Raw genomic sequence first — 25,061 nt, forward strand, 5'->3', positions numbered from 1 at the left:
CCTATCCCTTCAATCGGCCTGACTGCAGCCGGCCAACCAGCCTCGCGCTCCATTGGCGGGGCAGGAACCGCACCAGTCTCACGGCCTGCCGGTTGACGAAACCGGGAATGACCAGAAGACGGCCGCTGCGCAAGCCGCGGACAGCCTGGCTGGCAACGTCAAAGGATGTCAAATTATGGTAAATTTTTGGTAACGCTGCAGAAAATCCGGCCCGTGCCTGAAATTCGGTATGGACAGGCCCGGGACAGAGCACACAGACGCGCACATTCTGGTGGCGCAGTTCATGCGCGAGCCCTTCGGAAAAGGACAGGACAAAGGCCTTGCTGGCATAATAAACCGCCATGCCGGGGCCGGGCACGAAGGCGGCAACAGAGGCAACATTCAAGATCTCACCCCGTTTTTCGATAAGATCAGGAAGAAATATCAGCGTCAGGTCGGTCAGCGCACGGATATTGACATCGATCATCTCCAGTTGCTCGTCACGGTCGAGGCGGGCGGCCGAGCCAAGCAGGCCAAAACCGGCATTGTTCACCAGCAGATCGATCTTCAGCCCCGATGCCGCTACCTGCGCCCGTATTTCCGCGGCCGCACCCGCCTGCGCCAGATCGACGGCGATCACCAGCACCGGTGTGAAGGCAAGTTCGCGGGCAAGCCCCTCAAGTGCATTGCGGCGGCGCGCCACGAGCACCAGATGATAGCCCGATTTTGCCAGCACCCGCGCTATATCGGCACCGATGCCGCCGGATGCGCCGGTGATCAGGGCAACGCGTTTCTGCATGGTCAAATTCCTGTCTGCGGCGCAGCGCCTCGTTGCAGCCGGTCAAATATGATGGCACAGATCATATGAAACAATTTCCGAGGTCACATGCAAAATCGGCGCGAATCCGTCTCTTCCACCTGCGATATAGCTATTGGCGGCGCGGGCATTGCCGGATTGACTCTTGCCCTCGCCGTCAAGAGCGCGCTGGGACCGGCGGTCGATGTCCGGATATTCGATCCGCGCCTGAATCAGGCAGCTCACGACGACACGGGACGCGCATCCGCGCTGGCGGCAGGCCCTCGCAGAATGATGGAAGCGCTGCATGTCTGGCCGCTTCTGACGGATGTACAGCCCATCTTGCAGATGGTCTGCACCGATTCGCGCCTTGATGATCCGGTGCGCCCGGTTTTCCTGCAGTTTGACGCGCCACAGGGGGATGAGCCCTTCGCCTGCATGATCCGCAACGACGAATTGCGGGACGCGCTGCTCGCCCGTTGCCGGGAGGAAGGCGTGATTCTGGTCGCGCAGAAATTGCGGCAATTCACCGCTAAGCCGGAATTCATCGAAATTGAAACGGAGAGCGGGGTGATCAGCGCCCGGCTTCTTATCGCGGCCGATGGCGCCGCCTCACGCCTGCGCGAGTTCGCCCGCATCCCTGTGACCCGTCACAGCTACGACCAGACGGGCATTGTCGCCACCATCGCGCTCGAACGCCCGCATGAAGGCCGCGCAGAAGAGCATTTCCTGCCCGACGGACCCTTTGCCATCCTGCCGCTGACCGGCAACCGAGCCTCCATTGTCTGGAGCGACCGGCGTGCCCATGCGCGCGCGCTCCTCGCACTGGATGCAGAAGATTTCATGGCCGAACTCGAGCGCAGGTTCACGCTGCGCTTTGGCGCACTCAGGCTGGCGGAACGGCCAAAGGCTTTCCCGCTCAATCTGCAATGGGCCAGATCGTTCATTGCGCCGCGCCTTGCTCTTGTCGGCGATGCCGCCCATGTCATCCACCCCATTGCCGGACAGGGTCTCAATCTCGGCCTCAGGGATGTGGCCTGCCTTGCCGAACTGATAGTCGCCAGAATGCGGCTCGGTCTTGATCCCGGCAGTGCCGATATTCTGGCCGCCTATCAACAGGCGCGGCGCTTCGATGCAGTGCGGATGGGCACGGCCTGCGACCTGATCTACCGCCTGTTTTCCAATGATATCCTGCCGGTGCGCCTCATACGGGATCTGGGTCTCGGGCTTGTCAACCGGATGCCCAGACTGAAGCGCGCATTCATCAGTCAGGCCGCGGGCCTGACCGGCGATGTGCCGGCGTTGCTGCGCGGGGAACCGCTTTGACGCAAGGCGTCATGAGACGCGAAACATCAGAGTCCCGCCGTCCTAGCCCTCAAGAACGCGGGCCTCGGCGGGAATCATGATCGGGATGCCGTCGCGGATGGGATAAGCGAGGCGCGCCCGCGGCGAAACAAGCTCCTGACGCACCGGATCATATTTCAGGACATCGCCGCTCAGCGGACAGACCAGAATTTCCAGCAGGCGGGGATCAATGCCCGTCTCCGGCGTGGTGGGGGGCAGGTCTGTCATTGCCGGATCTGTCATTGCATTGTCGAATGCGGTGTCGTGCCGCGTGCCAGATCCATTTCCGTAATGGCGATCAGCACATCGGCGCGGGTTTTCAGATCTCCGGCCTCAAGCAGGGCCTGCTTTTCCTTGATGCCGAAAGGGCTCATCATCGCCAGCGCATTGACCAGCGCTTCGTTCGGCGCCTCGTTGATGTCCTTCCAGTCGATACGCAGACGATTGGCTTTGGCAAACTGCCGCAACGCACGCAAAACACCGTCGCGATCGACAAGAGTGTCATCCGCCTCCTGAAAATCGCCCGAGAACGAGGTATAATCCACACGGCCCTGACGATAGGGTGTCAAAGCCGCCATTTCCTCGCGCAACTGAAACCGGGCCACGCCCGTGAGCGTCAGATTGTAGCGGCCATCGCCCGTTTCCTGAAGCTGGGTTATACGCCCCACACATCCTGTTTCATAAAGACCCGAACCACCCTCGTCATCCTGCGGCTGGATCATGCCGATCAGACGATGCGAGCGCAGCACGTCGTCGACCATGGTCATGTAGCGTGGTTCAAAGACATTCAGCGGCAATTGTCCGCGCGGCAGAAGCAAGGCTCCCCCCAGCGGAAACAAGGGGATCACATCCGGCAGATCCTGCGGGCCCTGATATGGAACGTTGATCATGAGTGAACCCCAGCTTCCAACATGCTCAGGAAAAAAGAACCACGGAAAGCTTGCGCCGCCCGGCGACCGAAGCGGGATCCATGGGACCCCAGCTCTCGAAGAACTGGATCAGCTGCTTGCGCGCGCCATCCTCGTTCCAGCTGCGGTCGCGCCGGATGATATGGAGGAGATGATCCACGGCCTCGTCACGGCGCCCCAGCGCGTTCAGGCCAAGCGCCAGATCGAACCGCGCCTGATAATTGTCCGGATTGGCGGCAATTTCCCGCTCCAAACCGGCAAGGTCGCCAAGTTCAGCAGCTTTGGCCGCCAGATCAAGTGCCGCTTTGACAGCCGTGATCAGGGGATCGTTCTCCTTCCCCGCAGGTACAAGCTTGAGCACATTGGCTGCCTGTTCAGGCTCGCCCATGGCGATATAGGTACGCGCAAGACCGCCCAGCGCCTTGATATTGGCTTCGTCCTCGACCAATACGCCGCTGTATTTTTCGCCAGCCTGTGCCAGATCGCCGGACGCCAGCGCAGCATCAGCCTCTGCCAGCAGCGCATCGACATCGGCGGAGAGCGGGCCGACTAGACGTTCGATGAACGCCCTGACCTGACTTTCCGGCAGGGCGCCCATGAAACCATCCACCGGCTGGCCCTTCTGAAACGCAAATACCGCCGGAATGGACTGCACGCCAAGCTGTCCGGCAATCTGCGGATGCTCGTCGATATTCATGGTCACCAGCTTGACCTTGCCGCCGGCAGCCTGGACAACGCGCTCCAGAACAGGCGTCAGCTGCTTGCACGGGCCACACCATGGCGCCCAGAAATCAACCAGGACAGGCTGCTTCATCGACTCGGTCAGAACATCAGCACGAAAGGCGGCTGTTGTCGTGGCTTTGACATGACCATTGGCCGGAGCGGGAAAATCCGTCATTTCATACCTTTCACACCGGCGCTTTGGCAGCGCCTCTCTTCTTTAAGATGGAACGGCACCACCGAAATCTCAAGCCTCGGCGGTAATTTCTGCATCGGCAAAAGCCAGAATCATCGGCTCATGTCCGGTTGCGCGGGCAAATCTGACAAGATCGGCGCGGGCAATCCCCGTCGTCATCGTATTGACGAGCGGATGGAAATTGAGCCGCTCGTGCTGCATCATGCTGGCTTCAAGCACCAGCGTCACCTGATGATCCTTATCATTGATCACGCCAAATGGCGTCACCGATCCCGGCTGGACGCCAAGAAGCTCATTCATCACTTCGGCACTGCAAAAGGACACGCGGCCGGAAGCGCCGATCTTTTCATGGATCGTCTTGAGGTTGATGCGCGCATCGGCATCGGCAACCAGCAGAAAAATCCGGCTTTTCTTGTCCTTGACCAGCAGGTTTTTGCTGTGTCCGCCCGGCATGGCCGCGTGAACGGCGCGGGAATCCTCCACAGTGAAGAGCGGCTCGTGCGCGATTGTCTCATGGACGATGTGCAATTCATCGAGGAATTTGAAAAGATCCTGTGTGTTGGCCGGCATGGGAGCCCCTTGAAAATACGTTATTTTCTGATGCTTTAGCGGTAAGGCCTCAGGCCCCGCAACAAAAACTTTATAAAAATCATTTCGAACTGTTGCAATCTGCGAGGAGTTGCGGCATATAGCTGCGCAGTTGCCGTCAGGCAGCCGGATGCGGGTGTAGCTCAGTGGTAGAGCACGACCTTGCCAAGGTCGGGGTCGAGGGTTCGAGCCCCTTCGCCCGCTCCAATTTTCAGATGAAAATGCCGCATCCCTTAACGCCGCCTCCGGCGGGCGTGAGGATTATTTCATTTGCCGCGCAGCAAATCATTGACATCATCGGTTAAACGGCTCATAGCCAAGCGTGCCTTATAAAGGCGGTCCGGGCCGCGTGACGGAAACGAAGGTTTCTGCCAGCCCGCATGCGTTGCACGCCCTCACGACGTTTCCTCACGCAGAATTCGTCACTGACCGAGAATCCGGACAGATTCTTGGATCGGGGATGGTTTTGGCGCGTCCTTGTCCATGCACGCTCACAAGAAGAGAATATTTTGAAAAATTTTGATACGATCGGCCTGATAGCCCCCATCCTCAAGGCTCTGGCCGGAGAATCCTACACCACGCCCACCCCCATCCAGGCACAGGCCATTCCGGAAATACTCAAGGGCCGCGACCTCCTCGGTCTGGCCCAGACCGGCACCGGCAAGACTGCCGCCTTTGCTCTGCCCATCCTCAATCACATGAGCGTCAAACCGCGCCGTGCCGGGCCAAAGGCCTGCCGCGCCCTGATTCTCTCGCCGACGCGCGAACTGGCTAGCCAGATCGAGGCCAGCTTCCGCACCTATGGCCGCCACCTGCCGCTGACGGCTGCCGTGATCTTCGGCGGAATGCCGATCGGCCGCCAGATCCGCCAGATGCAGAACGGCGTCGATATCGTCGTCGCGACGCCCGGACGCCTGCTTGATCTGGTCAATCAGCGCGCTGTCAACCTGAGCGAGGTTGAGATCTTCGTGCTCGACGAAGCCGACCAGATGCTCGACATGGGCTTCATCCATGATATCCGCAAATTGCTCACCCACCTGCCCAAGCAGCGCCAGAACCTGTTCTTCTCGGCCACAATGCCGCGCGAAATGGCCGATCTTTCAGGCCAGTTGCTGAAAGACCCGGCCCGCGTCACGGTGACACCCGTCTCCTCGACAGTGGAGCGCATCGACCAGAGCGTGATATTCTGCGAGCAGGGCCATAAGCAGACGCTTCTGCATCATCTGCTGGGCGCGATAGACATGCCGCGCACGCTCGTCTTCAGCCGCACCAAGCACGGCGCCGACCGCATCGTGCGCAATCTCAATGCCGCCGGCCACCCGGCCGACGCCATTCACGGCAATAAATCGCAAAATCAGCGGGAACGCGCGCTGCTGGCCTTTCGCAACGGCCAGTCGCGCCTGCTCGTGGCTACGGATATTGCCGCGCGCGGCATCGATATCGACGGCGTGACGCATATCGTCAACTTCGATCTGCCGAATGTGCCTGAATCCTATGTCCACCGCATCGGCCGCACGGCGCGCGCTGGCGCCGATGGCCAGGCCATTTCCTTCTGCAGCCGCGACGAGCGCGCCTATCTGCGTGATATCGAGCGCCTGACACGACAGAGCGTCCCCGTGGTGGAAAATCCGCTGGGGCCGTCCGCCGCCGCATCGGCGCCCGCTGATGCCTCGCCCAAGCCCGCGCACAAGCCGGGCCGCCCGAGCGGCCATGCCAAACGGCCGGACCAGCGCCCGAGACAGCAGCAACCGCGCGACCAGAAGCCGCTCGACCGTACACAGAAGACGAAAGCCTCTGGTCATCGTCATTCCAGCCGCTAGATTGGCGCAATGACAATATGATCTGGAGCCGGACGAAATCTGATGTCGCTGTTTGACTTTTGCCTGCTGGCCGTTGCGGGAGCACTGGCCGGCACTCTCAACGCCATAGCCGGCGGGGGCACATTTTTCACCTTCGCGGCACTGGTTTTCACCGGAGTCCCGCCGCTGGTCGCCAACGCGACCAGCGCCGTCGGCCTTTCTCCCGCCAATATCGCCAGCGTGGCCGGTTATCTGCCGGAAGTGCGGCAGAACTGGCGCCGCTATGCCCTGCTCGGTGTGGCCGGATCGATAGGCGGAGCGGCAGGCGCGCTGCTTCTTGTCATGACGCCAGCCAGCGCCTTCAAGGCCTTGGTGCCTTATTTTCTTGGTCTGGCCACGCTTCTGTTTGCCTTTTCGCCGCAGATTCGGCATTTCAGCCATAATATGACCAAGGGCGCCCATCACATGGGGCTTGTCTCGCGCATTCTGGAGGCTGTTGTCTCCATCTATGGCGGCTATTTCGGCGCGGGCATGGGCGTGATGATGCTGGCCTCGCTGTCGCTTTCCGAGCCGGACGACTATCACTTCATCAATGCGGCGAAAAATGTCTGGGCCGGTTTCGTGCAGCTGTTTTCGGTGGTTCTGTTCATCATCTGGGGCATCACGCTGTGGAAAAGCGCGCTGGTGATCATGGTTTCGTCCAGCATTGCCGGATATTACGGCGTCGTATTGGCCCGCCTCATTCCACAATATATCATCCGCATTTTCGTGATCGTTGCCGGCGCGGCGCTGACGGTCAAATTTCTTTTGGGCTGAGGCTGCAAAAGAGCACTTGCAAAAAGTGGCAGGACCGAACTACCATTCTGTTATGGTCGCCTCCGTTACCATCATCCGGCGCGCCCGGCTCAAGGACGCGGAAGATATCGCCACCGTACATGATGCGGCCTGGCGGGAGGCTTACTCGGGCATAATTCCGGGCCGCGAACTTGAAAAAATGCTGGCGCGGCGCGGACCCAACTGGTGGTATTCCGCCATCGCGCAGGGCTCCCGTATCAGTGTTTTGGATTTTGACGAAACCATCTGCGGTTACGCCTCATATGGCCGCAACCGGCTTGGCGGAACGCCGTTCACGGGAGAAATCTTCGAGCTTTATCTCGCGCCCGAATTTCAGGGGCTCGGTTTTGGGCGCCGCCTTTTCGAAATGACCCGGCGCGACCTTGCCGACAACGGGCTGGATAATTTTATTGTCTGGGCCCTCGCCGACAACGAGCGCGCTATCGGCTTCTATCTCCACATGGGCGGACAGATTGTCCAGAAAGCTCATGAAATGTTCGCTGGCGAACGTCGTCTGCGCCTTGCCTTTGCATTCAATCCGCCCTGAAACCTGCTTCTCAACCAGCCAAAATGCGATTCCTGCCTCAAGGCAACCGTCTTAGTCCCTTGTTGGGGTTGCATGAATCAATAACGGTCGCTACTCATCTCGCATCTGATCATCCCCGGAGCTGGTAATGAACCTCAATGCACTGTCGATCGGCAAGAATGCGCCGCAAGAAGTCAATGTCGTGATTGAAGTGCCGATCGGCGGCGAGCCGATCAAATATGAAATGGACAAGGAATCCGGCGCGCTGGTCGTCGACCGCTTTCTCTACACGTCCATGCGCTATCCCGGCAATTATGGCTTTATCCCGCACACACTGTCGGATGACGGCGACCCCTGCGACGTGATCATCGCCAACACGCGCGCCATCGTGCCGGGCGCGGTGATGAGTTGCCGTATCGTCGGCGTGCTGCTGATGGAAGATGAATCGGGCGGCGACGAAAAGCTGGTGGCCGTACCCTCCAGCAAGCTGACCAGACGCTATGAAAACGTCAACAACTACACCGACCTGCCGGAAATCACCCTCAAGCAGATCGAACATTTCTTCGAGCATTACAAGGATCTCGAGCCCAACAAATGGGTGAAGCTCAAAGGCTGGCGCGACGCGGCCTATGCCCAGAAGCTGGTGCTGGAAGGCATGGCGCGCGCCAAAAAGCCCTGAGATCAGGCTGCGGAAATGGCCTCGGCAATGGAAAGTACCCGCTGGGCCATATCCGCATGCAGCCGTTCAACCATCCGCCCGTTGAGCTGAACAGCGCCCTTGCTGGCGTTTTCCGGCAGGTCGAACACCGAGATGATGTCGCGCGCGCGCGCCACGTCTTCCGGCGAAGGTGCAAAAACCGCGTTGCACGGGCCGATCTGATTGGGATGAATCAGGGTTTTTCCATCCATGCCGAGATCGCGGCCCTGTTCGCATTCGGCTAAATAGCCGGCTTCGTCCGCTAGATCATTGAAGACGCCATCAAGCACATCAAGCCCATGTGCCCGGGCTGCGGCCAGCACAGTCTGCAGCCAGGGCAGCATCGGCGCCCGGCCCGGCATCAGCCTGGCCCGGGTTTCTTTGGCAAGATCATTGGTGCCAAGCACAAAAACACTGAGGCGAGATTGCGGATCCTGTGCCACGGCAGCAATGGCGCCGGCATTGAGCATCGCGAGCGGTGTCTCCATCATGGCCCATAGCCGCAGACTTTCCGGCGCGCCCTGTTCGCGCAGCAGGCGGGCGCAGACCATGACATCGCCCGGTATGGAAACCTTGGGCACGAGAATGGCCGCTGCGCCGCATTGCGCTGCAGCGGCAAGATCAGCGGCTCCCCATGGTCCGGACAGGGCGTTGATGCGCACGACCACCTCGCGCCGCCCAAAGCCGCCAGCCTTCACCGCCGCACAGACCTGCGCCCGGGCCAATTCCTTTGAATCCGGCGCAACAGCATCCTCCAGATCGAGAATCACGACATCCGCGTCAAGCGTACGGGCTTTTTCTAGCGCGCGCGCATTGGAGCCGGGCATATAAAGAGCCGAGCGGCGGGGACGATGAACCATCATTTACTCCTTGCCTCAAACCGGATTGCAACTTAATCACTTTTGCAGTGCAGCACCATAGGTCCTTTGGCGCAAGCTGATCCGGCTAATCAGAAAGGAGAGGTTGATGACCGAGCAAACCTTCCCGCAACGTCTTATCGAGGGATATCAGTCATTTCTCGGCTCCAGCTTTTCCCGGGAGCAGCAGCGTTTCCGCGAACTGGCCGAAAGTGGACAAAAGCCGCGCATCATGCTCGTCGGCTGCTGCGATTCACGTGTTTCGCCGGAAGTCATCTTCGATGTGCATCCCGGCGAACTGTTCGTGGTGCGCAATGTCGCCAACATCATGCCGCCCTATGCCCCGAACGATGATTATCACGGCACATCGGCTGCATTGGAATTCGCCGTCATGGGTCTGCGCGTCGAGCATATCGTGGTCATGGGCCACGGCAAATGCGGCGGCGTGAAAGCCTATGTGGAAAGCGACCTCGATCCCTATCAGCGGCCGCTGTCGCCGGGCGATTTCATCGGCAAATGGATGACTCTGATCAGTTCCACCGCCAAGGCCATGCCGATGCGCGACGGCGAGGCGATGGAGGAATATGTGGAGCGCCTCGGCGAGGCGTCCGTGCGCCAGACGCTCGAAAATCTTCTCACCTTCCCATGCGTGCGCACCCTGAACGAGCGCGGACGGTTGCATCTGCACGGAGCTTACTTTGACGTCATGACCGGGCGACTGCGGGTTCTTGACCCCGAAACCGGTAAATTCTCGCCCGTTGCGGCGGATGAGCACGCCAGAGCACTGGCCAATCCGCGGTTCTGACAAAATAAAAACCCCGCCTGTGAAGCGGGGTTTTTCTATTCAGGCAGGCCCGCCAGCTATTGCAGAACAATACCGGTGAAGACATAGGCGTAAAGCATCACCACCAGCCCGACGAGGCAGGCCAGAATGATGGAGTGCTTGAACACGAAGCGCAGAATGGTGCCTTCGTGGCCGTACCAGCCGGTCGCGGTTGAAGCCACGACGATGGACTGCGCATCGATCATCTTGCCCATGACGCCGCCTGCAGAGTTGGCGGCCCCCATCAGGATGGGCGAAAGGCCCAGCTGCTGCGACGTGACCTTCTGCAATCCGCCGAACAGCACGTTGGATGCCGTATCGGAACCTGTCAGCGCCACGCCGAGCCAGCCAAGCAACGTCCCGAAGAACGGATAGAGCACGCCGGTCTGCGCGAAAGCCAGGCCGAGCGTCGCGTCAAGCCCCGAATAACGGGTGAGATAGCCGATGGCCAGCATGGCCGCGATGGTGATCAGCGAGTTGCGCACCACCCAGATGGTTTCAACATAGGCTTTCACAAGACGGATGGGCGAGAAGCGCATGATGACGCCGGCGATAATCGCCGCGAGCAAGATGCCCGTTCCTGTCATGGTGAGAATATTAAACAGGAAAACCGCGCCTTCCGTGCTGGCCTTGGCCACGACCGGCGGCACTTTTTCCACCATGTTGTGTAGACCCTCGATCGGATATTTCGGGAATTTGCCGCCCGGATAGACCATATCCTTGAAGGTCTGTGTGCCCCATACGAAGGCGCAGAGGCTGAGGACGATCCAGGGCAGCCACGCCTGCGTTACCGAAGCATCCGCCACTTTCGAAGGCACGGGCACCGGAGCGGTTGAATGCGAGGTGTCATGGTCGCCAAGCGAAGGCGAAAGCCAGAGTTCTGACGGCTGCCAGATCTGCAGGAAGCCGATAAGGCAGGCCATTGAAATCAGCGAGGCGACAATATCCACCAGAGTCGGACCATGGAAATTCGACATCACGAACTGCGGAATGGCGAAGGATATGCCCGCAACCAGAACAGCCGGCCAGATCTGAATCATGCCGCGGAAACCGGCAAAAGCCCAGATCAGCCAGAACGGCACGATCAGAGAGAAGATCGGCAGGATGCGGCCAACCATGGCGCCCAGCACGAAGGGATCATAACCCGTCACCTGCGCAAGGCCCGCAATCGGCGCGCCCAGTGCACCATAGGCCACCGGCGCGGTATTGGCGATGAGCGAGAGACCCGCAGCCGCCAGAGGCGAGAAGCCAAGACCCATCAGAATGGCGCCGGTCACAGCCACCGGTGTACCGAAGCCCGAGGCTCCTTCGAAAAATGCGCCGAAACTGAACGCGATAAGCAGCAGTTGCAGGCGCCGGTCAGGCGTAATGCCGCCGATGGAGCGCTGCAGAATATCGAACCAGCCTTTTTCCACCGTCAGCCGGTACAGGAAAATGACGTTCAGAATGATCCAGCCGATCGGAAACAGACCGCTGATCGCGCCCAGACCTGCGGCGCGGAACGCCAGACCGGCGGGCATGGTGAAAATCACAGTCGCGACGACAAGACCGACAGCCAGCGCGATCAGGGCCGCGATATGCGCCTGAATCTTTCCGGAAGCGATGAGAATCAGAAGACAGACGACAGGAATGGCCGCTGCTATCGTTGATAGAAGCGGGCTTCCCAAGGGATTATAAACCTGAGACCACATGAAATCCTCCCAAACCCGGTGCCGGACTTTTCGTCCTTTTTGTACAGAAGAAGTGTATACGTCAATATTTCGGATATCTAGCGTGTAAAATCGGGAAAAACGAGCGGCGATCCGCAATAGACGAAAAAACTAGACGAAAGTATAAACAAAAATCCGCGAGCTAGTTGCGCAAGGCCCGCAGGATCAGCATTCCGGGATGACCGGTAATATCCATTCCATTTTTCGATTGATAATCGGAAATAGCCTGCCGGGTTTTAGCGCCAATCGTGCCATCAGGATTGCCGACATCGTAACCGGCGCGGCTGAGCAGGATCTGAAGCTCCTTGCGCTGGGCACGCGACAGTCCCGGATCATCGGTTGGCCAGGGTGTGACAAACCCGCCGCCGCCGCGCAACCTGTCCGAAAGATGCGCAATGGCGAGCGCATAGGATTCGGAGGCGTTGTAGGAATATATGGCGTCAAAATTCTTGGTTACGAGAAAGGCCGGGCCATCGGAGCCAGCCGGAAGCAGCAGCCCGGCCATGCCCGTGCCCAGTGGTCTGTGATCGGCGCGGCGCAATCCCTTGTGCTTCCAGTACGCCATTGAATGTTTATGACCTCGCCCGCTCGGCCCATGATATGTCTTTGGCAAAATCACCTCGAAACCCCAGGGCAGATGCGGGTTCCAACCGGATTTATGCAGATAATTGGCGGTTGAGCCCAGGGCATCGGGCACCGAGGCGACAATGTCCTTGTGCCCCTTGCCCTCCATGTCGACGGCCATGCGCAGAAAGGTCGAGGGCATGAACTGAGTCTGCCCGAATGCGCCGGCCCATGAGCCGGTCAGCTGCGCCGGCTCCATGCCGCCCTGATCGAGAATACGCAGCAAGGCAATGAATTCGGTGCGGAAATACGATTGCCGCCGGCCGAAGCAGGCGAGCGTCGCCAGCGATTGCACAAGCGGGCGCTTGCCCATGGCACGGCCAAAATCCGACTCTACCCCCCATACAGCGGTGACGACATATTTGCTCACGCCGAAACGGCGCTGCGCCCGGTTCAGCGTACCGGCCCATTTATGCATCATCTCCTTGCCGTCGCGCACCCGCTCGTCATCGACGAGGCCGGCAAGGTAATCCCAGACGGGAATCTTGAATTCAGGCTGGGCATCGAGATTATCCAGCACCTTCATATCGGGCTGCAGCGTCTGAGTGGCAGCATCGAATGTTGCCGCGCTGACATGCTTGCTCTCGGCCTCGGGCCTGAGATCCTGCAGGCAGTTTTGAAACTCGTCCGCTGCCGCCACGCCGGGCAGCAACAGGAATAGGCAGAGAATCACCTGTTTCATGACAGGAGCTTACGCGATTTTTGCAAATTTCACATAAAACTTTGCGGATCGACATCCAGCGCCACCCGCACCGAGCCGCGCGGCTTTGGCGCCGACGCCAGCACAGCGCGCAAAAAGCCCTGCACATCGGCCTTGCGCGTCGCCTTGACCAGAAGGCGGAAGCGGTGACGCCCGCGCACAATCGCCACCATCGCCTCCGCCGGGCCGAAGACCTCGACATGCGCCGGGTCTTTGGGCGCATGGCTCCAGCCCGCCTGATCCGGCAGGCCGGACGCCGCGAGCGCCAGCGCCTTGGCGTGGCTTTCAGTTGCGGAACGATCCTCGCCCGAGACAATAATGGCCGCCAGCCGCCCGAAAGGCGGCAAACCGCCGGCAAGACGGATCTGCGTCTCAGCGGCATAAAAGCCTTCGCGGTCGCCGTGCAGAATGGCCTGCAGAACCGGGTGATCGGGCTGCATGGTCTGAATGAAACCGCGCCCGGCCAGAGCGCCGCGCCCGGCGCGGCCGGTCACCTGCGCGAGAATCTGAAATGTGCGCTCGGCAGCACGCGGATCGCCATTGGCAAGACCGACATCGGCATCGACGACGCCCACCAGCGTAAGCAACGGAAAATTATGGCCTTTTGCCACAAGCTGCGTACCGATGATGAGATCGAAGCTGCCCGCCGCGATATCGGCCATTTCCTGACGCAGACGCTCGACGCCGCCGGCAATGTCGGACGACATCACCAATATCCGCGCCTGCGGAAAATGGCTGGCTGCTTCCTCCGCCAGCCGCTCGACGCCCGGCCCGCAGGCGGCAAGCGAATCGGCGGCATCGCATTCCGGACAAATATCCGGTCGCCGCTCGACATGGCCGCAATGATGACACATCAGCGCCCGGCGGAAGCGGTGTTCCACAAGCCAGGCCGAGCATTGCGGGCATTGAAAGCGGTGGCCGCAGGCGCGGCACAAGGTGAGCGGCGCATAACCGCGCCGGTTAAGATAGAGCAGCGCCTGTTCGCCGCGTGCGATGGCCGCACTGATTTCGGCCGCAAGACGCGGCGCGATCCACTGGCCACGGGCAGGCCCCTCCCTGCGCAGGTCGATGGCCGAGAGCTGCGGCAGAAGACGCCCGCCAAAGCGGCTTTCCAGCTTCAGATGATCGTAGCGGCTCTGCCGGGCATTGACCTGCGTTTCCAGCGAGGGCGTCGCGGAGGCCAGAATGACCAGAGCCTGTTCGATGCGCCCGCGCACCACCGCCATGTCGCGCGCATGATAGGAAACGCCGTCCTCCTGCTTGTAGGCCGATTCATGCTCCTCATCGACGATGATGAGGCGCAGATCGGGAAAGGGCAGGAACAGCGCAGAGCGCGCACCGACAACAACACGAGCCTCCCCGGCCGCCACCCTCGACCATATCCGCGCCCGCCGCCGCGCCGGAATGCCTGAATGCCATTCCACAGGCGGCGCGCCAAACCTCTGCATGAACCGGTTGAGAAACTGCGACGTCAGCGCGATTTCCGGCATCAGGATCAGCACCTGTCCGCCTTCGGCAATGATACGCGCCACCGCCTCGAAATAGACCTCCGTCTTGCCCGAACCGGTGATGCCCTCCAGCAGGGTGACGGAAAATTTGCGTTCCGCCACGCGCCGCAGCAGATGATCGGCGGCCTGCTGCTGCGCCGGCTCAAGCACCGGCTGGGCAAAACCCGCATCCGGCTCCTCAACGCCGGATTCCGGCATCGGCAACGGCAGGAGCGTGCCTTCATCGATCAGGCCATCGATAACAGCCGCCGAACATCCCGCCTGCTGCACGAGATCAGCCTTGGCGATCAGCGCATCGGCGGTGAAACATTCAAGCACCTTCTGGCGCGCGGCGGTGAGGCGTCTGGGCGACGGCCCGGCGAGGCGCAGGCCAAGGCGCACCCGTTCCGGCGCAGCATGGTCGAGCACGCGGATCGCCATGCGCAGCGCCAAGCCGCGCGGCGCGAGCGTCCAGTTGGCCACCCATTCGATGAAGGCGCGCAGAGACTGCGGCAGCGGCGGATAATCGTGGCGCGCAAGGACGGCCTTCAGATTATCGCCGCGCCCCTGCCGCAAGGTCCAGACAATGCCGGTCGCCTCGCGAGGCCCCAGCGGCACGCGGACAAAATCACCGGCAGACAGATCAAGTCCTGCCGGAACGCGGTAGGAATAGGCATTATCCACCGCGACCGGCACCAGAATATCGGCGATATGCTCTTCAGCCTGCATAGCCAAGGCCTATCGCAGCCCGCCGGAAATGTCGCCAAAAAAATCAGTTCTCCAGCAGGCGGCGGGCAATGACCTGCGCCTGAATTTCCCCGGCGCCTTCGAAAATATTGAGAATGCGCGCGTCGCACAACACACGCGATACCGGATATTCCAGCGCAAAGCCGTTGCCGCCGTGAATTTGCAGCGCATTGTCGGCAGCGGCCCAGGCGACGCGCGCCGCCAGCAATTTCGCCATGCCCGCCTCGATATCGCAGCGCCGGCCCTCGTCCTTGGCTTTTCCGGCGAAATAGGTGATCTGCCGGGCGATGTGGATTTCCACCGCCATCATCGCCAGTTTGTCGGCAACGCGCGGAAAATTGATCAGCGCCTTGCCGAACTGCACGCGCTCACGGGCATATTTCAGGCCGAGGTCCAGAGCCGATTGGGCCACGCCGACCGCGCGCGCCGCCGTCTGGATGCGCGCCGATTCGAACGTCTGCATCAGTTGCTTGAAACCTTGCCCCTCGACGCCGCCCAGCACATTCTGCGCCGCGACACGGAAACCGTCGAAGGCGATTTCATATTCCTTCATTCCACGGTAACCAAGCACCTCAATCTCGCCGCCGCTCATGCCCTCGGCCGGAAATGGGTCAGCATCGCTGCCGCGCGGCTTTTCCGCCAGAAACATGGTCAGACCCTTGTAGCCCGGCTCATCCGGATTGGTGCGCGCCAGCAAGGTCATCAGATCGGCGCGGACAGGATGGGTGATCCAGGTCTTGTTGCCGTAAATCTTGTAGCTGTCGCCCTCGCGCACCGCGCGGGTGCGCAGACTCGCTAGATCAGAGCCGGTATTGGGCTCGGTGAACACCGCCGTCGGCAGGAGTTTGCCCGATGCGATCTGCGGCAGATATTTGTTTTTCTGCTCCTGCGTGCCGCCGCACAGAATGAGTTCAGCGGCAATCTCCGAGCGGGTACCCAGCGAACCAACGCCGATAAACGCCCGCGACAATTCCTCGGAGACCACGCACATAGCCACCTTGCCAAGGCCCATGCCGCCATATTCCTCGGGAATGGTCAGGCCGAATATGCCAAGATCGGACAGGGCGGAAATCACGTGAAGCGGAATATATTCATTGGCAAGATGCCATTCATGCGCGTGCGGCAGCACTTCGGCGAGCGCAAACCGGCGCATCTCCTCGCGTATGGCCTCCATGGTCTCATCGAGACCCGAATCGCCGATGGTCGTATTGGCATTATGCGCATCGATGAGCGCCGCAAGCCGGGCGCGGTTTTCCGGCTCGTTGCCGGTGCGGATCAATTCGGCGATGGCATCATTCTGAAAGGCAGCCACCTGCGCCGGCGTCAACCCAAAATCCGCCAGACGGATGATCTCGCCCTGATTCATCGCGATGCCGCCGATGATCTGCGCCAGATATTCGCCCATGCCGATCCGGGTGAGCAGAGTTTCAACCTCGCCAAACCGCCCCTCGGCACGCATGCGCCCGGCATAGGCCAGCATTTCACGCAGCGCCTGCACATAGGTCGCCAGCCAGGCGAGGCCGTGAACGGCATGCTGTTCGGCGTCCATCCGGTCGCCGGACAATTGCCCGCCAGCCATGAGACGCGCCTTGACCGCCGCACGCGCCTGTTCCAGCAGGCCTTCCGCCCGGGTGACGGCAATTTTCCCCAGTTCCAGCAGATCACTCATCATTGCGTTCCCCTTGCTGCGCCGTACCAGCTTAACCGATCCTTGCTGCGGCGCAACATAAGCGAAAGTCGCAATTTATTTTCTGATTGCCAGAGCGACGCCTGTCGCGGTCACCACCATGCCCAGCCATTGCATCGGCGCCAGATTTTCTCCGATCAGAAAATAGGCCTGAACGGCTGCGGTCGGCGGTACAAGAAAGATCAGCACCGCTGCGCGCGACACCGCCCCATGGCGGATAAGCAGCAGCAGCAGGAAGACGGCGCCGAGCGACAGGGCCAGAACCGACCAGATCATGGTCAGCGTCAGCGTCAGCGTCCAATCGATGCGCATCGGCTCGAGCAGGAAGGCAAAAGGCAGGGTAAAACCCAGCGCGCCCATATATTGCAGCGTTGTCATGACCCGCAGGTCGGCATTCCTGACGAAACGCTTCTGATAAAATGTGCCCAGCGTCACCGAGACCATGCCAAGGCAATTGACAAGAATGGGAAAGCGGAGCGCCGAAAAATCAATGCCGGATAACCCCAGTAATTTGGGCGAAAGCACGATCAGCAAGCCGAAAAAGCCGAGAATCACCCCGAACCAGCGCAGAAGACCAACCTTTTCCCGCTGGAGAACCGGCGCAAGCAAGGTGGACAAAATGGGCTGCACCGCCGCCAGCAGAGCGGAAATGGTCGCAGGCACGCCCTGCCGCACCGCCCACCAGACGGACGAGAGATAAAGCGCGTGAATCAAGACGCCGCACACACAATTATGCAGCCATTGGCCCGCATTGACCGGCCATCTGGCGCCAGCCGCCAGCGCCATGAGAAAGAGGATGACAGCCGCAAAGCCGAAGCGAAAACTCAGAAAGGTCAGCGGATCAGCATGAAGCGCGCCAAATTTCGCGGAGATCCAGCCAGTGGACCAGATGAAGACAAAAAGCCAGGGGGCGAAGCGGTCAAATATTTTCGAGGACATGGCGGCAAGATGACCGCAATGACGGCCATAGGCAAGCCGTCAAAGCGCTTCTTGTCCGACGAGGCGCATGTTAGACACACCCCATGTCCATTGCCGATCCCGCCGCCTTCATTCAGAGCCATACCCACATCGAAACCGTGCCGCATGCGCCGGAGATTCGCCTGCATCTGGCGCATGAGGCGACGGAGCTCTGGCAGAAAACCGAGGACGAACTGGGAGAAATCGGCCTGCCGCCGCCATTCTGGGCCTTTGCCTGGGCCGGAGGACAGGCTCTGGCCCGTTACATTCTCGATCATCCCGAAATCGTGCGCGGACGAGTCGTGCTCGATTTTGCCTCGGGCTCGGGCCTTGTCGCCATTGCCGCAAAAATGGCGGGCGCAGCACGGGTATATGCCTGCGACATCGATGAATTCGCCATACAGGCGATACATCTCAATGCCCGGCTCAACAAGGTTGTCATCGAAGCTGGATGCGCCGATCTCATCGGGTCCGATCAGGGCTGGGATGTGGTGCTGGCCGGGGATGTATCCTATGAGCGGGACATGGCGGAACGCGTCACCGGCTGGCTCGAAGGGTTGCACCGGCGCGGCGCGCAGGTGCTGATCGGCGATCCGGGGCGCAGCTATCTGGCGCGCGGCAAATTGCACGCCATTGCTCAATATCAGGTGCCTGTCACCCGCGCCCTGGAAGATGCCGAGATCAAGACCACCTCAGTCTGGGCCTTTTGAACTCAGACCAGCGTTTCCTTGAGCTGCAAGGTGCCGCGCTTGCCGATATCGTCGTAATATTTGGCAATGAACGCCTTGCCAGCGCGTTGTCCTATGCCGAACAGCTTGAGCAGAAAATCATAATCGGCGTTCATTTTCGATTCTGCGCCCAATGCCTTCAATTCGTCGTCGGCCTCGATCAGATGCATCCGGATCTTCTTGTAGTGCGTGCCTTTCAGCCGCCCCTGATCGATCAGCCGCGCAACAAAATCCACCGCGCGGAATTCCTGCAAAAGAGCCGAATTGAAGGTGATCTCGTTCATACGGTCCATGATTTCCGTGACCGTCTGCGGCGTCTGATCGCGTGAAATGGGGTTGATCTGCACCAGCACAACGTCCTGTGTCTCAGTTTCCGTAAAAAACGGAAACAGCACCGGATTGCCCATGAAGCCGCCGTCCCAATAGGGCACGCCGTCAATTTCCACCGCCTTGAACATCATCGGCAGGCAGGCCGAGGCCATGACCATGTCGATCGTCAGTTCGGGGCGCCGAAACACGCGCACCTTGCCCGTGTGCACATTGGTGGCGGCAATGAACAATTTGAGCGAATCCGTATTGCGCAACGCCTCGAAATCCACGCTCTTCGCAAGAACATCGCGCAGAGGGTTGAGATTGAACGGGTTGGAATTATAGGGCGAGATGAACTGACTGGCGGCATCGAACAGGGTTGCCGTCATCTGGCCGAGTCCGCCCCAATAGCTGGTGACGAAATCGGCCATTTCCCGCTGACCATCTGGCAGGCCGCCATCAATGCTGATCGCCCGCCAGAAGGTTGCCAGTTGCTTGCGCGCGGCTTCAGCGCCGCCGCGACGCAGGCCATCGGCCAGATTGACGGCGTTCATCGCGCCGGCGGAGGTGCCGCTGATCCCGTCAAAGGTGAAGCGCGCATCCTCCAGCAGGGCATCCAGCACGCCCCAGGTATAGGCCCCGTGCGACCCGCCCCCCTGCAAGGCGAGATTGATGCGTTTTGTCATGCTGCAGTCCAGCCGCCATCCATCGACAGATTGGCGCCCGTGATCTGCGAGGCCGAATCCGAACACAGAAAGACCGCCAGCGCGGCCACCTGCTCGGATGTGACAAACTGCTTGGTCGGCTGCGCCAGCAGCATCACATCATTGATGACCTGCTCCTTTGTCATGTGGCGCGCTTCCATCGTTGCCGGAATCTGCTTTTCCACCAGCGGCGTCCAGACATAGCCCGGCGAAATGCAGTTCACCGTCACGCCGAATGTGGCAAGTTCCAGCGCGGCTGTCTTGGTCAGGCCCGCAATGCCGTGCTTGGCCGCGACATAAGCCGATTTGAACGGCGAGGCCACCAGCGAATGCGCCGAAGCCGTATTGATGATTCGGCCCCATTTGCGCGCCTTCATGCCCGGTACGGCGGCGCGGATGGTGTGAAAGGCCGAGGACAGATTGATCGCGATGATCTGATCCCATTTCTCGACGGGAAAATCCTCAATCGGCGCAACATGCTGGATACCGGCATTGTTGACCAGAATATCGACGGAACCAAGGCTGGCCTCCGCCTCATGGATCATCGCGGCAATTTCCGCAGGCTTGGTCATATCCGCGGGCGAATAGAGACATCTGACCTTGAAGTCAGCCTCGATCCGCGCGCGCTCGGCCTCGATGGCGGCCGCTTCGCCAAAACCGTTGATGACGATATGCGCGCCTTCGGCGGCAAAGGCCCGCGCATAGGCCAGACCTATGCCGGATGTGGAACCGGTGATGACGGCAATACGTGATGTGAGTGTCATGAAACCTCTCTTGAGTGACAAATAGGCTGCGATTCTGTTTATTGTGCGGCGCACCATGGAGAAGCGCAAGATTCTAATGTCCGCAGATGACTTTCATCTCATCTTGACCTATTTAACAGCGTGAAAGGGAACATTTTTATGACCGATTTCGCCAAAAACCACATTGAAGCCGCGGCAAAGGCCAGACATCTCACCGTTCCGGTGATGATCGGCTCAGTAAAAGTGGGGGGTGGCGCGCCGATCGTCGTACAAAGCATGACCAATACCGACACGGCCGATATCGAAGGCACGGCGCGGCAGGTGGCGGCGCTGGCGCGGGCTGGCTCGGAACTTGTGCGCATCACCGTTGACCGCGATGAAGCTGCGCGCGCTGTGCCGCATATCCGCGATCGGCTGGCCCAGATGAATGTTCAGGTGCCGCTCATCGGCGATTTTCATTATATCGGCCATAAATTGCTCGCCGAAAACCCCGCCTGCGCCGAAGCGCTCGACAAATATCGCATCAATCCCGGCAATGTCGGCTTCAAGGACAAGAAAGACCGGCAATTTTCAACCATCATCGAACTCGCCGCCAGATATGACAAGGCGGTGCGCATCGGCGCCAACTGGGGCTCGCTTGACGGCGAACTGCTCACAAAGCTGATGGATGAAAATGCCGCTTCGGCAGAACCGATCGACGCCCGGGCCGTGACCCGCGAGGCCATGGTTCAGTCCGCCCTGCTCTCTGCCGAACGCGCCGAGGAAATCGGCCTGCCCAGATCGAAGATCGTTCTCTCGGCCAAGGTTTCGGCGGTGCAGGATCTTATCGCCGTTTACCGCATGCTGGCGCGGCGCAGCGATTATGCGCTGCATCTTGGACTGACGGAGGCCGGCATGGGCTCGAAGGGCATTGTCGCCTCCTCGGCGGCGCTGGGCGTGCTGATGCAGGACGGCATCGGCGACACGATCCGCATCTCGCTCACTCCGGAGCCCAACGGCGATCGCACTCTGGAAGTGAAAGTGGCGCAGGAACTGCTACAGACCATGGGCTTTCGCACTTTCGTCCCGCTGGTTGCCGCCTGCCCCGGCTGCGGACGCACAACCTCAACCGTCTTTCAGGAACTGGCGCGCGACATCCAGGACTATATCCGCGACTCGATGCCAGAATGGAAGGGCAGATATGCCGGCGTTGAAAATCTCAACGTCGCGGTGATGGGCTGCATCGTCAACGGCCCCGGCGAATCCAAACATGCCGATATCGGCATTTCCCTGCCCGGCACCGGTGAGGCGCCAAGCGCGCCGGTCTTTATCGACGGGCAGAAGGCCATGACCCTGCGCGGACCCAATATCGGCAGCGAATTCAAGACCATCGTGCAGAATTATATTGAACGGCGCTTTGGTTCAGCCCGCTAATCCCGCACCAATATTCATCAGCAGGCTGATGATGGCCGTATTGAAAAAGAATGAGATGATCGAATGAATCGTCGCTGTGCGCCGGATGGACGATGACCAGATTTCAACATCCGAAGTGGCAGCCGCCGAAGCAATAACGAAAGAAAAATAGAGAAAGTCTGAAAATTTCGGCTTCGGCGCTCCGGGAAAGCGCAAGCCTCCGGTCGATTCCAGTGAATCGCGCTCGACATAATCCTTCTTCAGCAGAAAGAGGTGCGCATAATGCTGGGCAAACATGAAATGAATGAACAGCCATGCGCTGACGATGGTCCCGACAACCAGCCCGATATGCATCAAGCGCAATTCACCGTGAACATCCTTCAGATTGGCGAGTTGGGCGAATATGGCCGCCATGGAGAAGAACGAGGCAAAAACCGCTGCGGACAGGATGACGAACTGGCTTTCATCGCTGGCAATGGCGGCAGAACGACGATGCTCCTCCGGAAGGCCGATCATGTACCGAACGGTCACGCCAAGATAGAGCCATGCGGCAATGTTCCAGCCCAGAAGCAGCCGCGTCGCCAGATGCCAGGCCGCCGGCATGGACCAAACAGCCGCTATACCGATCAGAACACTGGCCAGCAGCCTCGGTCGCAACCAGAGGTGCCTCAGGAAACGGCTTCGTCGCAGCAGGGAAAGAAAGGACATAACTCAGGACTGGCGTGAAATTACAAAGTCAACAGCCTGAAGAAGCACAGTTTTATCACCGGGGCAAGAGAGGCCCTGCAAGGCTTTCTTCGCGCGTTTGGCCAGCGTTGCGCAGATATTGCGGCTCTCTTCCAGCCCCAGCAGGGAAACCAGCGTCGCCTTGTTGCGGCCACTGTCCTTGCCGACCTTCTTGCCGACAACGGCTTCGTCGCCGGTTTCATCGAGTATATCATCAGCCACCTGAAAGGCAGCGCCGAGAAGACGGCCAAATTCGGAAAGGGTCTGCTGGTTCTTTTCGCTGCACTGCGCCAGAATACCGCCAACCTGCACCGCATAATGAATCAGTGCGCCGGTCTTCATGGCCTGCAGCTGCTCGATATCCTCACGCTCCAGCGGCACCTCCGCCGCCTCCGCCAGCAGATCGAACATCTGGCCGCCGACCATGCCACCCAGCCCGGCGCTGCGCGCCATATCCATCACCAGACGGGTGCGGATATGCGCGTCGGCGTGGGTTGCTGGATCAGCCAGAACATCAAACGCATAGGTAAGCAGGGCGTCCCCCGCAAGAATTGCTGTTGCTTCGTCAAATGCCTTGTGCAGGGATAATTTGCCGCGACGCAGATCGTCATTGTCCATTGCGGGGAGATCGTCATGAATCAGGGAATAGCAATGGATCATTTCCAGCGCTGCAGCCACCCTTACGACGCCGGGTTCATCGATGCCGAACAGACGAGCCGACTCAATCACCAGAAACGGCCGGAACCGCTTGCCCGCGTTCAGGCTGGAATAGCGCATGGCATCAAGCAAGCGCTGCGGGCGGCTGATTTCTCCGTCCAGCACTTGCGGTTTCAGCAAATCCTTCAGGCTCTTGTCGACCGCGAGCGTTGTATTCGCCAAAGCGGACTGGAATGGCTGCATGTTATCCCCTGCCATATATGCGCTCCAGAAATTCGCAAGGCAGCCGGATTTGCCTTTGCATCTTGTTCCGATCACGATTGAATATTGAAATCAATGTCCAAAACCAAATAGAAGATATCTGATTTTGTATATTTTTCTACACTATATTAAAAGGTTATTCATCTTCGGAATGCTCATTGCGATGATATTCTGGGGTTTAACCTTAATTGGGGGATTTCTGTTCCGCCCCGTGTCCACACTGATGTGGGCGGGAATGATCCGATCCGAGCCTGTTATACGTGATTATGTACCTCTGGATCAGATTTCGCCCAATGTCATCCGCGCCGTCATTATGTCGGAAGACGGCCAGTTCTGCCAGCATCACGGCATAGACTGGACAGCGCTGGAACTCGTGCTTGACCACAGGCATGGCCCCAACCGCGGCGCTTCAACGCTGACCATGCAGGTTGCAAAAAATATGATGCTCTGGCCGGGGCGCTCCTATCTGCGCAAGCTGCTCGAAATGCCGCTGGCGCTCATTCTCGATTTCGTCTGGGGAAAACGCCGCATTCTTGAGATTTATCTCAATATTGCCGAATGGGGCGACCATATTTACGGCATCGAGGCGGCGGCGCGTCACGAATTTCATGTCTCCGCCCGCACCCTGACGCCGCGCCAGGCCGCGCTGCTGGCCACGAGCCTGCCCAACCCGTTGCAGCGCCACGCCAGCCGACCCAGCCGGCATCAGGTTATTCTGGCCGGCATCGTTGAGGCGCGCATGCGCCATGCCAGCGAATGGCTCGATTGCACGCATTAGGGTGCGGGCCTGCCTCTTTCGCCAAAAATGGCGCTGCCGACACGCACATGGGTCGCGCCAAGCTGGATCGCCAGTTCAAAATCCGCGCTCATGCCCATCGACAGAACCGGCAGATTGTGACGCTGCGCCATCATCCGCAGCATGGCAAAATGCGGGGAGGCCAGTTCATAGACCGGCGGTATGCACATCAGCCCGTCTATATTCAGGTTCAGGGCGCGGCATGTTTCGAGAAATGCATCAAGCTCCTGCGGCAAAATTCCGGCCTTCTGCGGCTCGGCGCCGGTGTTCACCTGAACATAAAGCCGCGGCATACGCCCCTGCCGCCGACCTTCTTCAGCCAGCGCCTGCGCCAGCTTCGGCCTGTCGAGCGTTTCTATGACATCGAAAAGGCTCACCGCTGCGGCAACCTTGTTGGTTTGCAGCGGACCAATGAGATGCAGTTCGATATCCGGATAATCGGCCCGCAGCTCCGGCCATTTGGCCTGCGCCTCCTGGACGCGGTTCTCGCCAAAAATACGTTGTCCGGCTTCCAGAACAGGCCGGATCGCCTCTGTGGGATGTGTCTTCGAAACACAGACGAGCTGCACGTCTGAGGACCGGCGTCCGCAATCGGCGGCGGCACGGTCTATCTGGTCGCGAACCTTCTGCCAGCGCGCGCGCGGCGTGGTTGCTTGGGGCGGGGACACATCCGTATCACTCATCACATAGCCTCAATTTCGCAAAATATGCGGCAAAACATTTGACCATTGGCCCAATTTGATGCCAAGTGCTGCACAATTCCACCC

At 59.8% G+C, this 25,061-nt stretch carries 25 protein-coding genes and 1 tRNA gene; 10 read left to right on the forward strand and 16 right to left on the reverse strand.

Translation table 11 applies throughout. The annotated features are described in order from the left end of the window. Position 1: 1 nt before the first annotated feature. Positions 2 to 778, reverse strand: a complete 777-nt coding sequence (locus AC0N03_RS04515; RefSeq protein ID WP_474287360.1) for an SDR family NAD(P)-dependent oxidoreductase — start codon at positions 776 to 778, stop codon at positions 2 to 4. Positions 779 to 865: 87 nt separating this feature from the next. Here AC0N03_RS04515 and AC0N03_RS04520 point away from each other — a divergent pair, with 87 nt between their 5' ends. Then, on the forward strand, positions 866 to 2,101 hold the full coding sequence (locus AC0N03_RS04520) for an FAD-dependent monooxygenase (protein WP_474287361.1): 1,236 nt from the start codon (positions 866 to 868) through the stop codon (positions 2,099 to 2,101). A 42-nt stretch (positions 2,102 to 2,143) separates the two neighbouring features. Here AC0N03_RS04520 and AC0N03_RS04525 read toward each other — a convergent pair whose 3' ends face one another. The 4 genes from AC0N03_RS04525 to AC0N03_RS04540 all read right to left on the reverse strand — a co-directional run bounded on the left by AC0N03_RS04525 (position 2,144) and on the right by AC0N03_RS04540 (position 4,513). After that, a complete protein-coding gene (locus tag AC0N03_RS04525; RefSeq protein WP_474287363.1) occupies positions 2,144 to 2,347 on the reverse strand; it encodes a Trm112 family protein in 204 nt (67 codons plus the stop codon). Positions 2,348 to 2,358: 11 nt separating this feature from the next. Continuing rightward, on the reverse strand, positions 2,359 to 3,009 hold the full coding sequence (locus AC0N03_RS04530; protein ID WP_474287364.1) for an LON peptidase substrate-binding domain-containing protein: 651 nt from the start codon (positions 3,007 to 3,009) through the stop codon (positions 2,359 to 2,361). 25 nt (positions 3,010 to 3,034) lie between these two features. Further along, positions 3,035 to 3,925 (reverse strand): thioredoxin, encoded by an 891-nt coding sequence (gene trxA / locus AC0N03_RS04535; RefSeq protein WP_474287365.1) that lies wholly within the window; start codon positions 3,923 to 3,925, stop codon positions 3,035 to 3,037. Between the two features lie 69 nt (positions 3,926 to 3,994). Continuing rightward, a complete protein-coding gene (locus AC0N03_RS04540; RefSeq protein WP_474287366.1) occupies positions 3,995 to 4,513 on the reverse strand; it encodes a prolyl-tRNA synthetase associated domain-containing protein in 519 nt (172 codons plus the stop codon). Positions 4,514 to 4,663: 150 nt separating this feature from the next. Between AC0N03_RS04540 and AC0N03_RS04545 the strand changes: the two genes are divergently transcribed. From AC0N03_RS04545 to ppa, 5 genes are all read left to right on the forward strand, one after another. Next, a tRNA-Gly gene (locus AC0N03_RS04545) sits at positions 4,664 to 4,738 on the forward strand. Positions 4,739 to 5,040: 302 nt separating this feature from the next. Next, positions 5,041 to 6,351 carry a DEAD/DEAH box helicase gene (locus AC0N03_RS04550; protein WP_474287368.1) on the forward strand — a complete coding sequence of 437 codons (1,311 nt, stop codon included), beginning with the start codon at positions 5,041 to 5,043 and terminating at the stop codon, positions 6,349 to 6,351. A 42-nt stretch (positions 6,352 to 6,393) separates the two neighbouring features. Further along, positions 6,394 to 7,146 (forward strand): sulfite exporter TauE/SafE family protein, encoded by a 753-nt coding sequence (locus AC0N03_RS04555; RefSeq protein WP_474287369.1) that lies wholly within the window; start codon positions 6,394 to 6,396, stop codon positions 7,144 to 7,146. Positions 7,147 to 7,198: 52 nt separating this feature from the next. Beyond that, positions 7,199 to 7,711, forward strand: a complete 513-nt coding sequence (locus AC0N03_RS04560) for an N-acetyltransferase family protein (RefSeq protein WP_474287370.1) — start codon at positions 7,199 to 7,201, stop codon at positions 7,709 to 7,711. A 127-nt stretch (positions 7,712 to 7,838) separates the two neighbouring features. Continuing rightward, positions 7,839 to 8,369: an inorganic diphosphatase gene (gene ppa / locus AC0N03_RS04565; protein WP_474287371.1), complete on the forward strand. Its 531-nt coding sequence runs from the start codon at positions 7,839 to 7,841 to the stop codon at positions 8,367 to 8,369. Positions 8,370 to 8,371: 2 nt separating this feature from the next. Here the strand turns inward: ppa and AC0N03_RS04570 are convergent, their stop codons facing one another. After that, a complete protein-coding gene (locus tag AC0N03_RS04570; protein ID WP_474287373.1) occupies positions 8,372 to 9,247 on the reverse strand; it encodes an HpcH/HpaI aldolase/citrate lyase family protein in 876 nt (291 codons plus the stop codon). 106 nt (positions 9,248 to 9,353) lie between these two features. On the opposite strand from AC0N03_RS04570, the gene AC0N03_RS04575 reads away from it, so the two are divergent. After that, positions 9,354 to 10,049, forward strand: a complete 696-nt coding sequence (locus AC0N03_RS04575) for a carbonic anhydrase (protein ID WP_474287374.1) — start codon at positions 9,354 to 9,356, stop codon at positions 10,047 to 10,049. A 56-nt stretch (positions 10,050 to 10,105) separates the two neighbouring features. Here AC0N03_RS04575 and AC0N03_RS04580 read toward each other — a convergent pair whose 3' ends face one another. From AC0N03_RS04580 to AC0N03_RS04600, 5 genes are all read right to left on the reverse strand, one after another. Continuing rightward, on the reverse strand, positions 10,106 to 11,758 hold the full coding sequence (locus AC0N03_RS04580; protein ID WP_474287375.1) for an L-lactate permease: 1,653 nt from the start codon (positions 11,756 to 11,758) through the stop codon (positions 10,106 to 10,108). 160 nt (positions 11,759 to 11,918) lie between these two features. Continuing rightward, on the reverse strand, positions 11,919 to 13,082 hold the full coding sequence (locus tag AC0N03_RS04585; RefSeq protein WP_474287377.1) for a lytic murein transglycosylase: 1,164 nt from the start codon (positions 13,080 to 13,082) through the stop codon (positions 11,919 to 11,921). 29 nt (positions 13,083 to 13,111) lie between these two features. Continuing rightward, complete coding sequence (locus AC0N03_RS04590; RefSeq protein WP_474287378.1) at positions 13,112 to 15,316, reverse strand: primosomal protein N'; 2,205 nt, start codon at positions 15,314 to 15,316, stop codon at positions 13,112 to 13,114. A gap of 43 nt (positions 15,317 to 15,359) precedes the next feature. Further along, the gene (locus AC0N03_RS04595) at positions 15,360 to 17,003 is read right to left on the reverse strand and encodes an acyl-CoA dehydrogenase family protein (RefSeq protein WP_474287379.1); all 1,644 of its coding nucleotides are present in this window, start codon (positions 17,001 to 17,003) and stop codon (positions 15,360 to 15,362) included. A gap of 75 nt (positions 17,004 to 17,078) precedes the next feature. Beyond that, entirely contained in the window at positions 17,079 to 17,960 is an 882-nt protein-coding gene (locus tag AC0N03_RS04600; protein ID WP_474287380.1) for a DMT family transporter, read from the reverse strand. 83 nt (positions 17,961 to 18,043) lie between these two features. On the opposite strand from AC0N03_RS04600, the gene AC0N03_RS04605 reads away from it, so the two are divergent. Further along, positions 18,044 to 18,688: a class I SAM-dependent methyltransferase gene (locus tag AC0N03_RS04605; protein WP_474287381.1), complete on the forward strand. Its 645-nt coding sequence runs from the start codon at positions 18,044 to 18,046 to the stop codon at positions 18,686 to 18,688. Between the two features lie 2 nt (positions 18,689 to 18,690). Here AC0N03_RS04605 and AC0N03_RS04610 read toward each other — a convergent pair whose 3' ends face one another. Then, entirely contained in the window at positions 18,691 to 19,701 is a 1,011-nt protein-coding gene (locus AC0N03_RS04610; protein WP_474287382.1) for a patatin-like phospholipase family protein, read from the reverse strand. Continuing rightward, entirely contained in the window at positions 19,698 to 20,483 is a 786-nt protein-coding gene (locus AC0N03_RS04615; protein WP_474287383.1) for a 3-hydroxybutyrate dehydrogenase, read from the reverse strand. The genes AC0N03_RS04610 and AC0N03_RS04615 overlap by 4 nt, the downstream gene beginning before the upstream one ends. Positions 20,484 to 20,621: 138 nt before the next feature. Between AC0N03_RS04615 and ispG the strand changes: the two genes are divergently transcribed. Next, positions 20,622 to 21,875, forward strand: coding sequence for a flavodoxin-dependent (E)-4-hydroxy-3-methylbut-2-enyl-diphosphate synthase (gene ispG, locus AC0N03_RS04620; protein ID WP_474287384.1), 1,254 nt, complete (start codon positions 20,622 to 20,624; stop codon positions 21,873 to 21,875). Here ispG and AC0N03_RS04625 read toward each other — a convergent pair. Beyond that, on the reverse strand, positions 21,864 to 22,511 hold the full coding sequence (locus AC0N03_RS04625; protein ID WP_474287386.1) for a DUF1345 domain-containing protein: 648 nt from the start codon (positions 22,509 to 22,511) through the stop codon (positions 21,864 to 21,866). The two genes, ispG and AC0N03_RS04625, sit on opposite strands and share 12 nt — an antisense overlap. A gap of 54 nt (positions 22,512 to 22,565) precedes the next feature. Beyond that, entirely contained in the window at positions 22,566 to 23,495 is a 930-nt protein-coding gene (locus tag AC0N03_RS04630) for a polyprenyl synthetase family protein (RefSeq protein ID WP_474287387.1), read from the reverse strand. Positions 23,496 to 23,649: 154 nt separating this feature from the next. Here AC0N03_RS04630 and mtgA point away from each other — a divergent pair, with 154 nt between their 5' ends. Then, complete coding sequence (mtgA, locus tag AC0N03_RS04635; RefSeq protein WP_474287388.1) at positions 23,650 to 24,276, forward strand: monofunctional biosynthetic peptidoglycan transglycosylase; 627 nt, start codon at positions 23,650 to 23,652, stop codon at positions 24,274 to 24,276. On the opposite strand, the gene AC0N03_RS04640 is transcribed toward mtgA, so the two are convergent. Then, positions 24,273 to 24,962 (reverse strand): YggS family pyridoxal phosphate-dependent enzyme, encoded by a 690-nt coding sequence (locus AC0N03_RS04640; protein ID WP_474287390.1) that lies wholly within the window; start codon positions 24,960 to 24,962, stop codon positions 24,273 to 24,275. The genes mtgA and AC0N03_RS04640 overlap by 4 nt on opposite strands. Between the last annotated feature and the right edge of the window lie 99 nt (positions 24,963 to 25,061).

It is taken from the genome of Methylocystis sp. sgz306128 (genome assembly GCF_056032725.1).

Excerpts from the sequence above, each read along its gene's own strand:
- AC0N03_RS04515 (WP_474287360.1), bottom strand. The coding sequence starts at position 778 with ATGCAGAAACGCGTTGCCCTGATCACCGGCGCATCCGGCGGCATCGGT.
- AC0N03_RS04520 (WP_474287361.1), top strand. The coding sequence starts at position 866 with ATGCAAAATCGGCGCGAATCCGTCTCTTCCACCTGCGATATAGCTATT.
- AC0N03_RS04525 (WP_474287363.1), bottom strand. The coding sequence starts at position 2,347 with ATGACAGACCTGCCCCCCACCACGCCGGAGACGGGCATTGATCCCCGC.
- AC0N03_RS04530 (WP_474287364.1), bottom strand. The coding sequence starts at position 3,009 with ATGATCAACGTTCCATATCAGGGCCCGCAGGATCTGCCGGATGTGATC.
- trxA (WP_474287365.1), bottom strand. The coding sequence starts at position 3,925 with ATGACGGATTTTCCCGCTCCGGCCAATGGTCATGTCAAAGCCACGACA.
- AC0N03_RS04540 (WP_474287366.1), bottom strand. The coding sequence starts at position 4,513 with ATGCCGGCCAACACACAGGATCTTTTCAAATTCCTCGATGAATTGCAC.
- AC0N03_RS04555 (WP_474287369.1), top strand. The coding sequence starts at position 6,394 with ATGTCGCTGTTTGACTTTTGCCTGCTGGCCGTTGCGGGAGCACTGGCC.
- AC0N03_RS04560 (WP_474287370.1), top strand. The coding sequence starts at position 7,199 with ATGGTCGCCTCCGTTACCATCATCCGGCGCGCCCGGCTCAAGGACGCG.
- ppa (WP_474287371.1), top strand. The coding sequence starts at position 7,839 with ATGAACCTCAATGCACTGTCGATCGGCAAGAATGCGCCGCAAGAAGTC.
- AC0N03_RS04570 (WP_474287373.1), bottom strand. The coding sequence starts at position 9,247 with ATGGTTCATCGTCCCCGCCGCTCGGCTCTTTATATGCCCGGCTCCAAT.
- AC0N03_RS04575 (WP_474287374.1), top strand. The coding sequence starts at position 9,354 with ATGACCGAGCAAACCTTCCCGCAACGTCTTATCGAGGGATATCAGTCA.
- AC0N03_RS04580 (WP_474287375.1), bottom strand. The coding sequence starts at position 11,758 with ATGTGGTCTCAGGTTTATAATCCCTTGGGAAGCCCGCTTCTATCAACG.
- AC0N03_RS04585 (WP_474287377.1), bottom strand. The coding sequence starts at position 13,082 with ATGAAACAGGTGATTCTCTGCCTATTCCTGTTGCTGCCCGGCGTGGCG.
- AC0N03_RS04590 (WP_474287378.1), bottom strand. The coding sequence starts at position 15,316 with ATGCAGGCTGAAGAGCATATCGCCGATATTCTGGTGCCGGTCGCGGTG.
- AC0N03_RS04595 (WP_474287379.1), bottom strand. The coding sequence starts at position 17,003 with ATGAGTGATCTGCTGGAACTGGGGAAAATTGCCGTCACCCGGGCGGAA.
- AC0N03_RS04600 (WP_474287380.1), bottom strand. The coding sequence starts at position 17,960 with ATGTCCTCGAAAATATTTGACCGCTTCGCCCCCTGGCTTTTTGTCTTC.
- AC0N03_RS04605 (WP_474287381.1), top strand. The coding sequence starts at position 18,044 with ATGTCCATTGCCGATCCCGCCGCCTTCATTCAGAGCCATACCCACATC.
- AC0N03_RS04610 (WP_474287382.1), bottom strand. The coding sequence starts at position 19,701 with ATGACAAAACGCATCAATCTCGCCTTGCAGGGGGGCGGGTCGCACGGG.
- AC0N03_RS04615 (WP_474287383.1), bottom strand. The coding sequence starts at position 20,483 with ATGACACTCACATCACGTATTGCCGTCATCACCGGTTCCACATCCGGC.
- ispG (WP_474287384.1), top strand. The coding sequence starts at position 20,622 with ATGACCGATTTCGCCAAAAACCACATTGAAGCCGCGGCAAAGGCCAGA.
- AC0N03_RS04630 (WP_474287387.1), bottom strand. The coding sequence starts at position 23,495 with ATGGCAGGGGATAACATGCAGCCATTCCAGTCCGCTTTGGCGAATACA.
- mtgA (WP_474287388.1), top strand. The coding sequence starts at position 23,650 with ATGCTCATTGCGATGATATTCTGGGGTTTAACCTTAATTGGGGGATTT.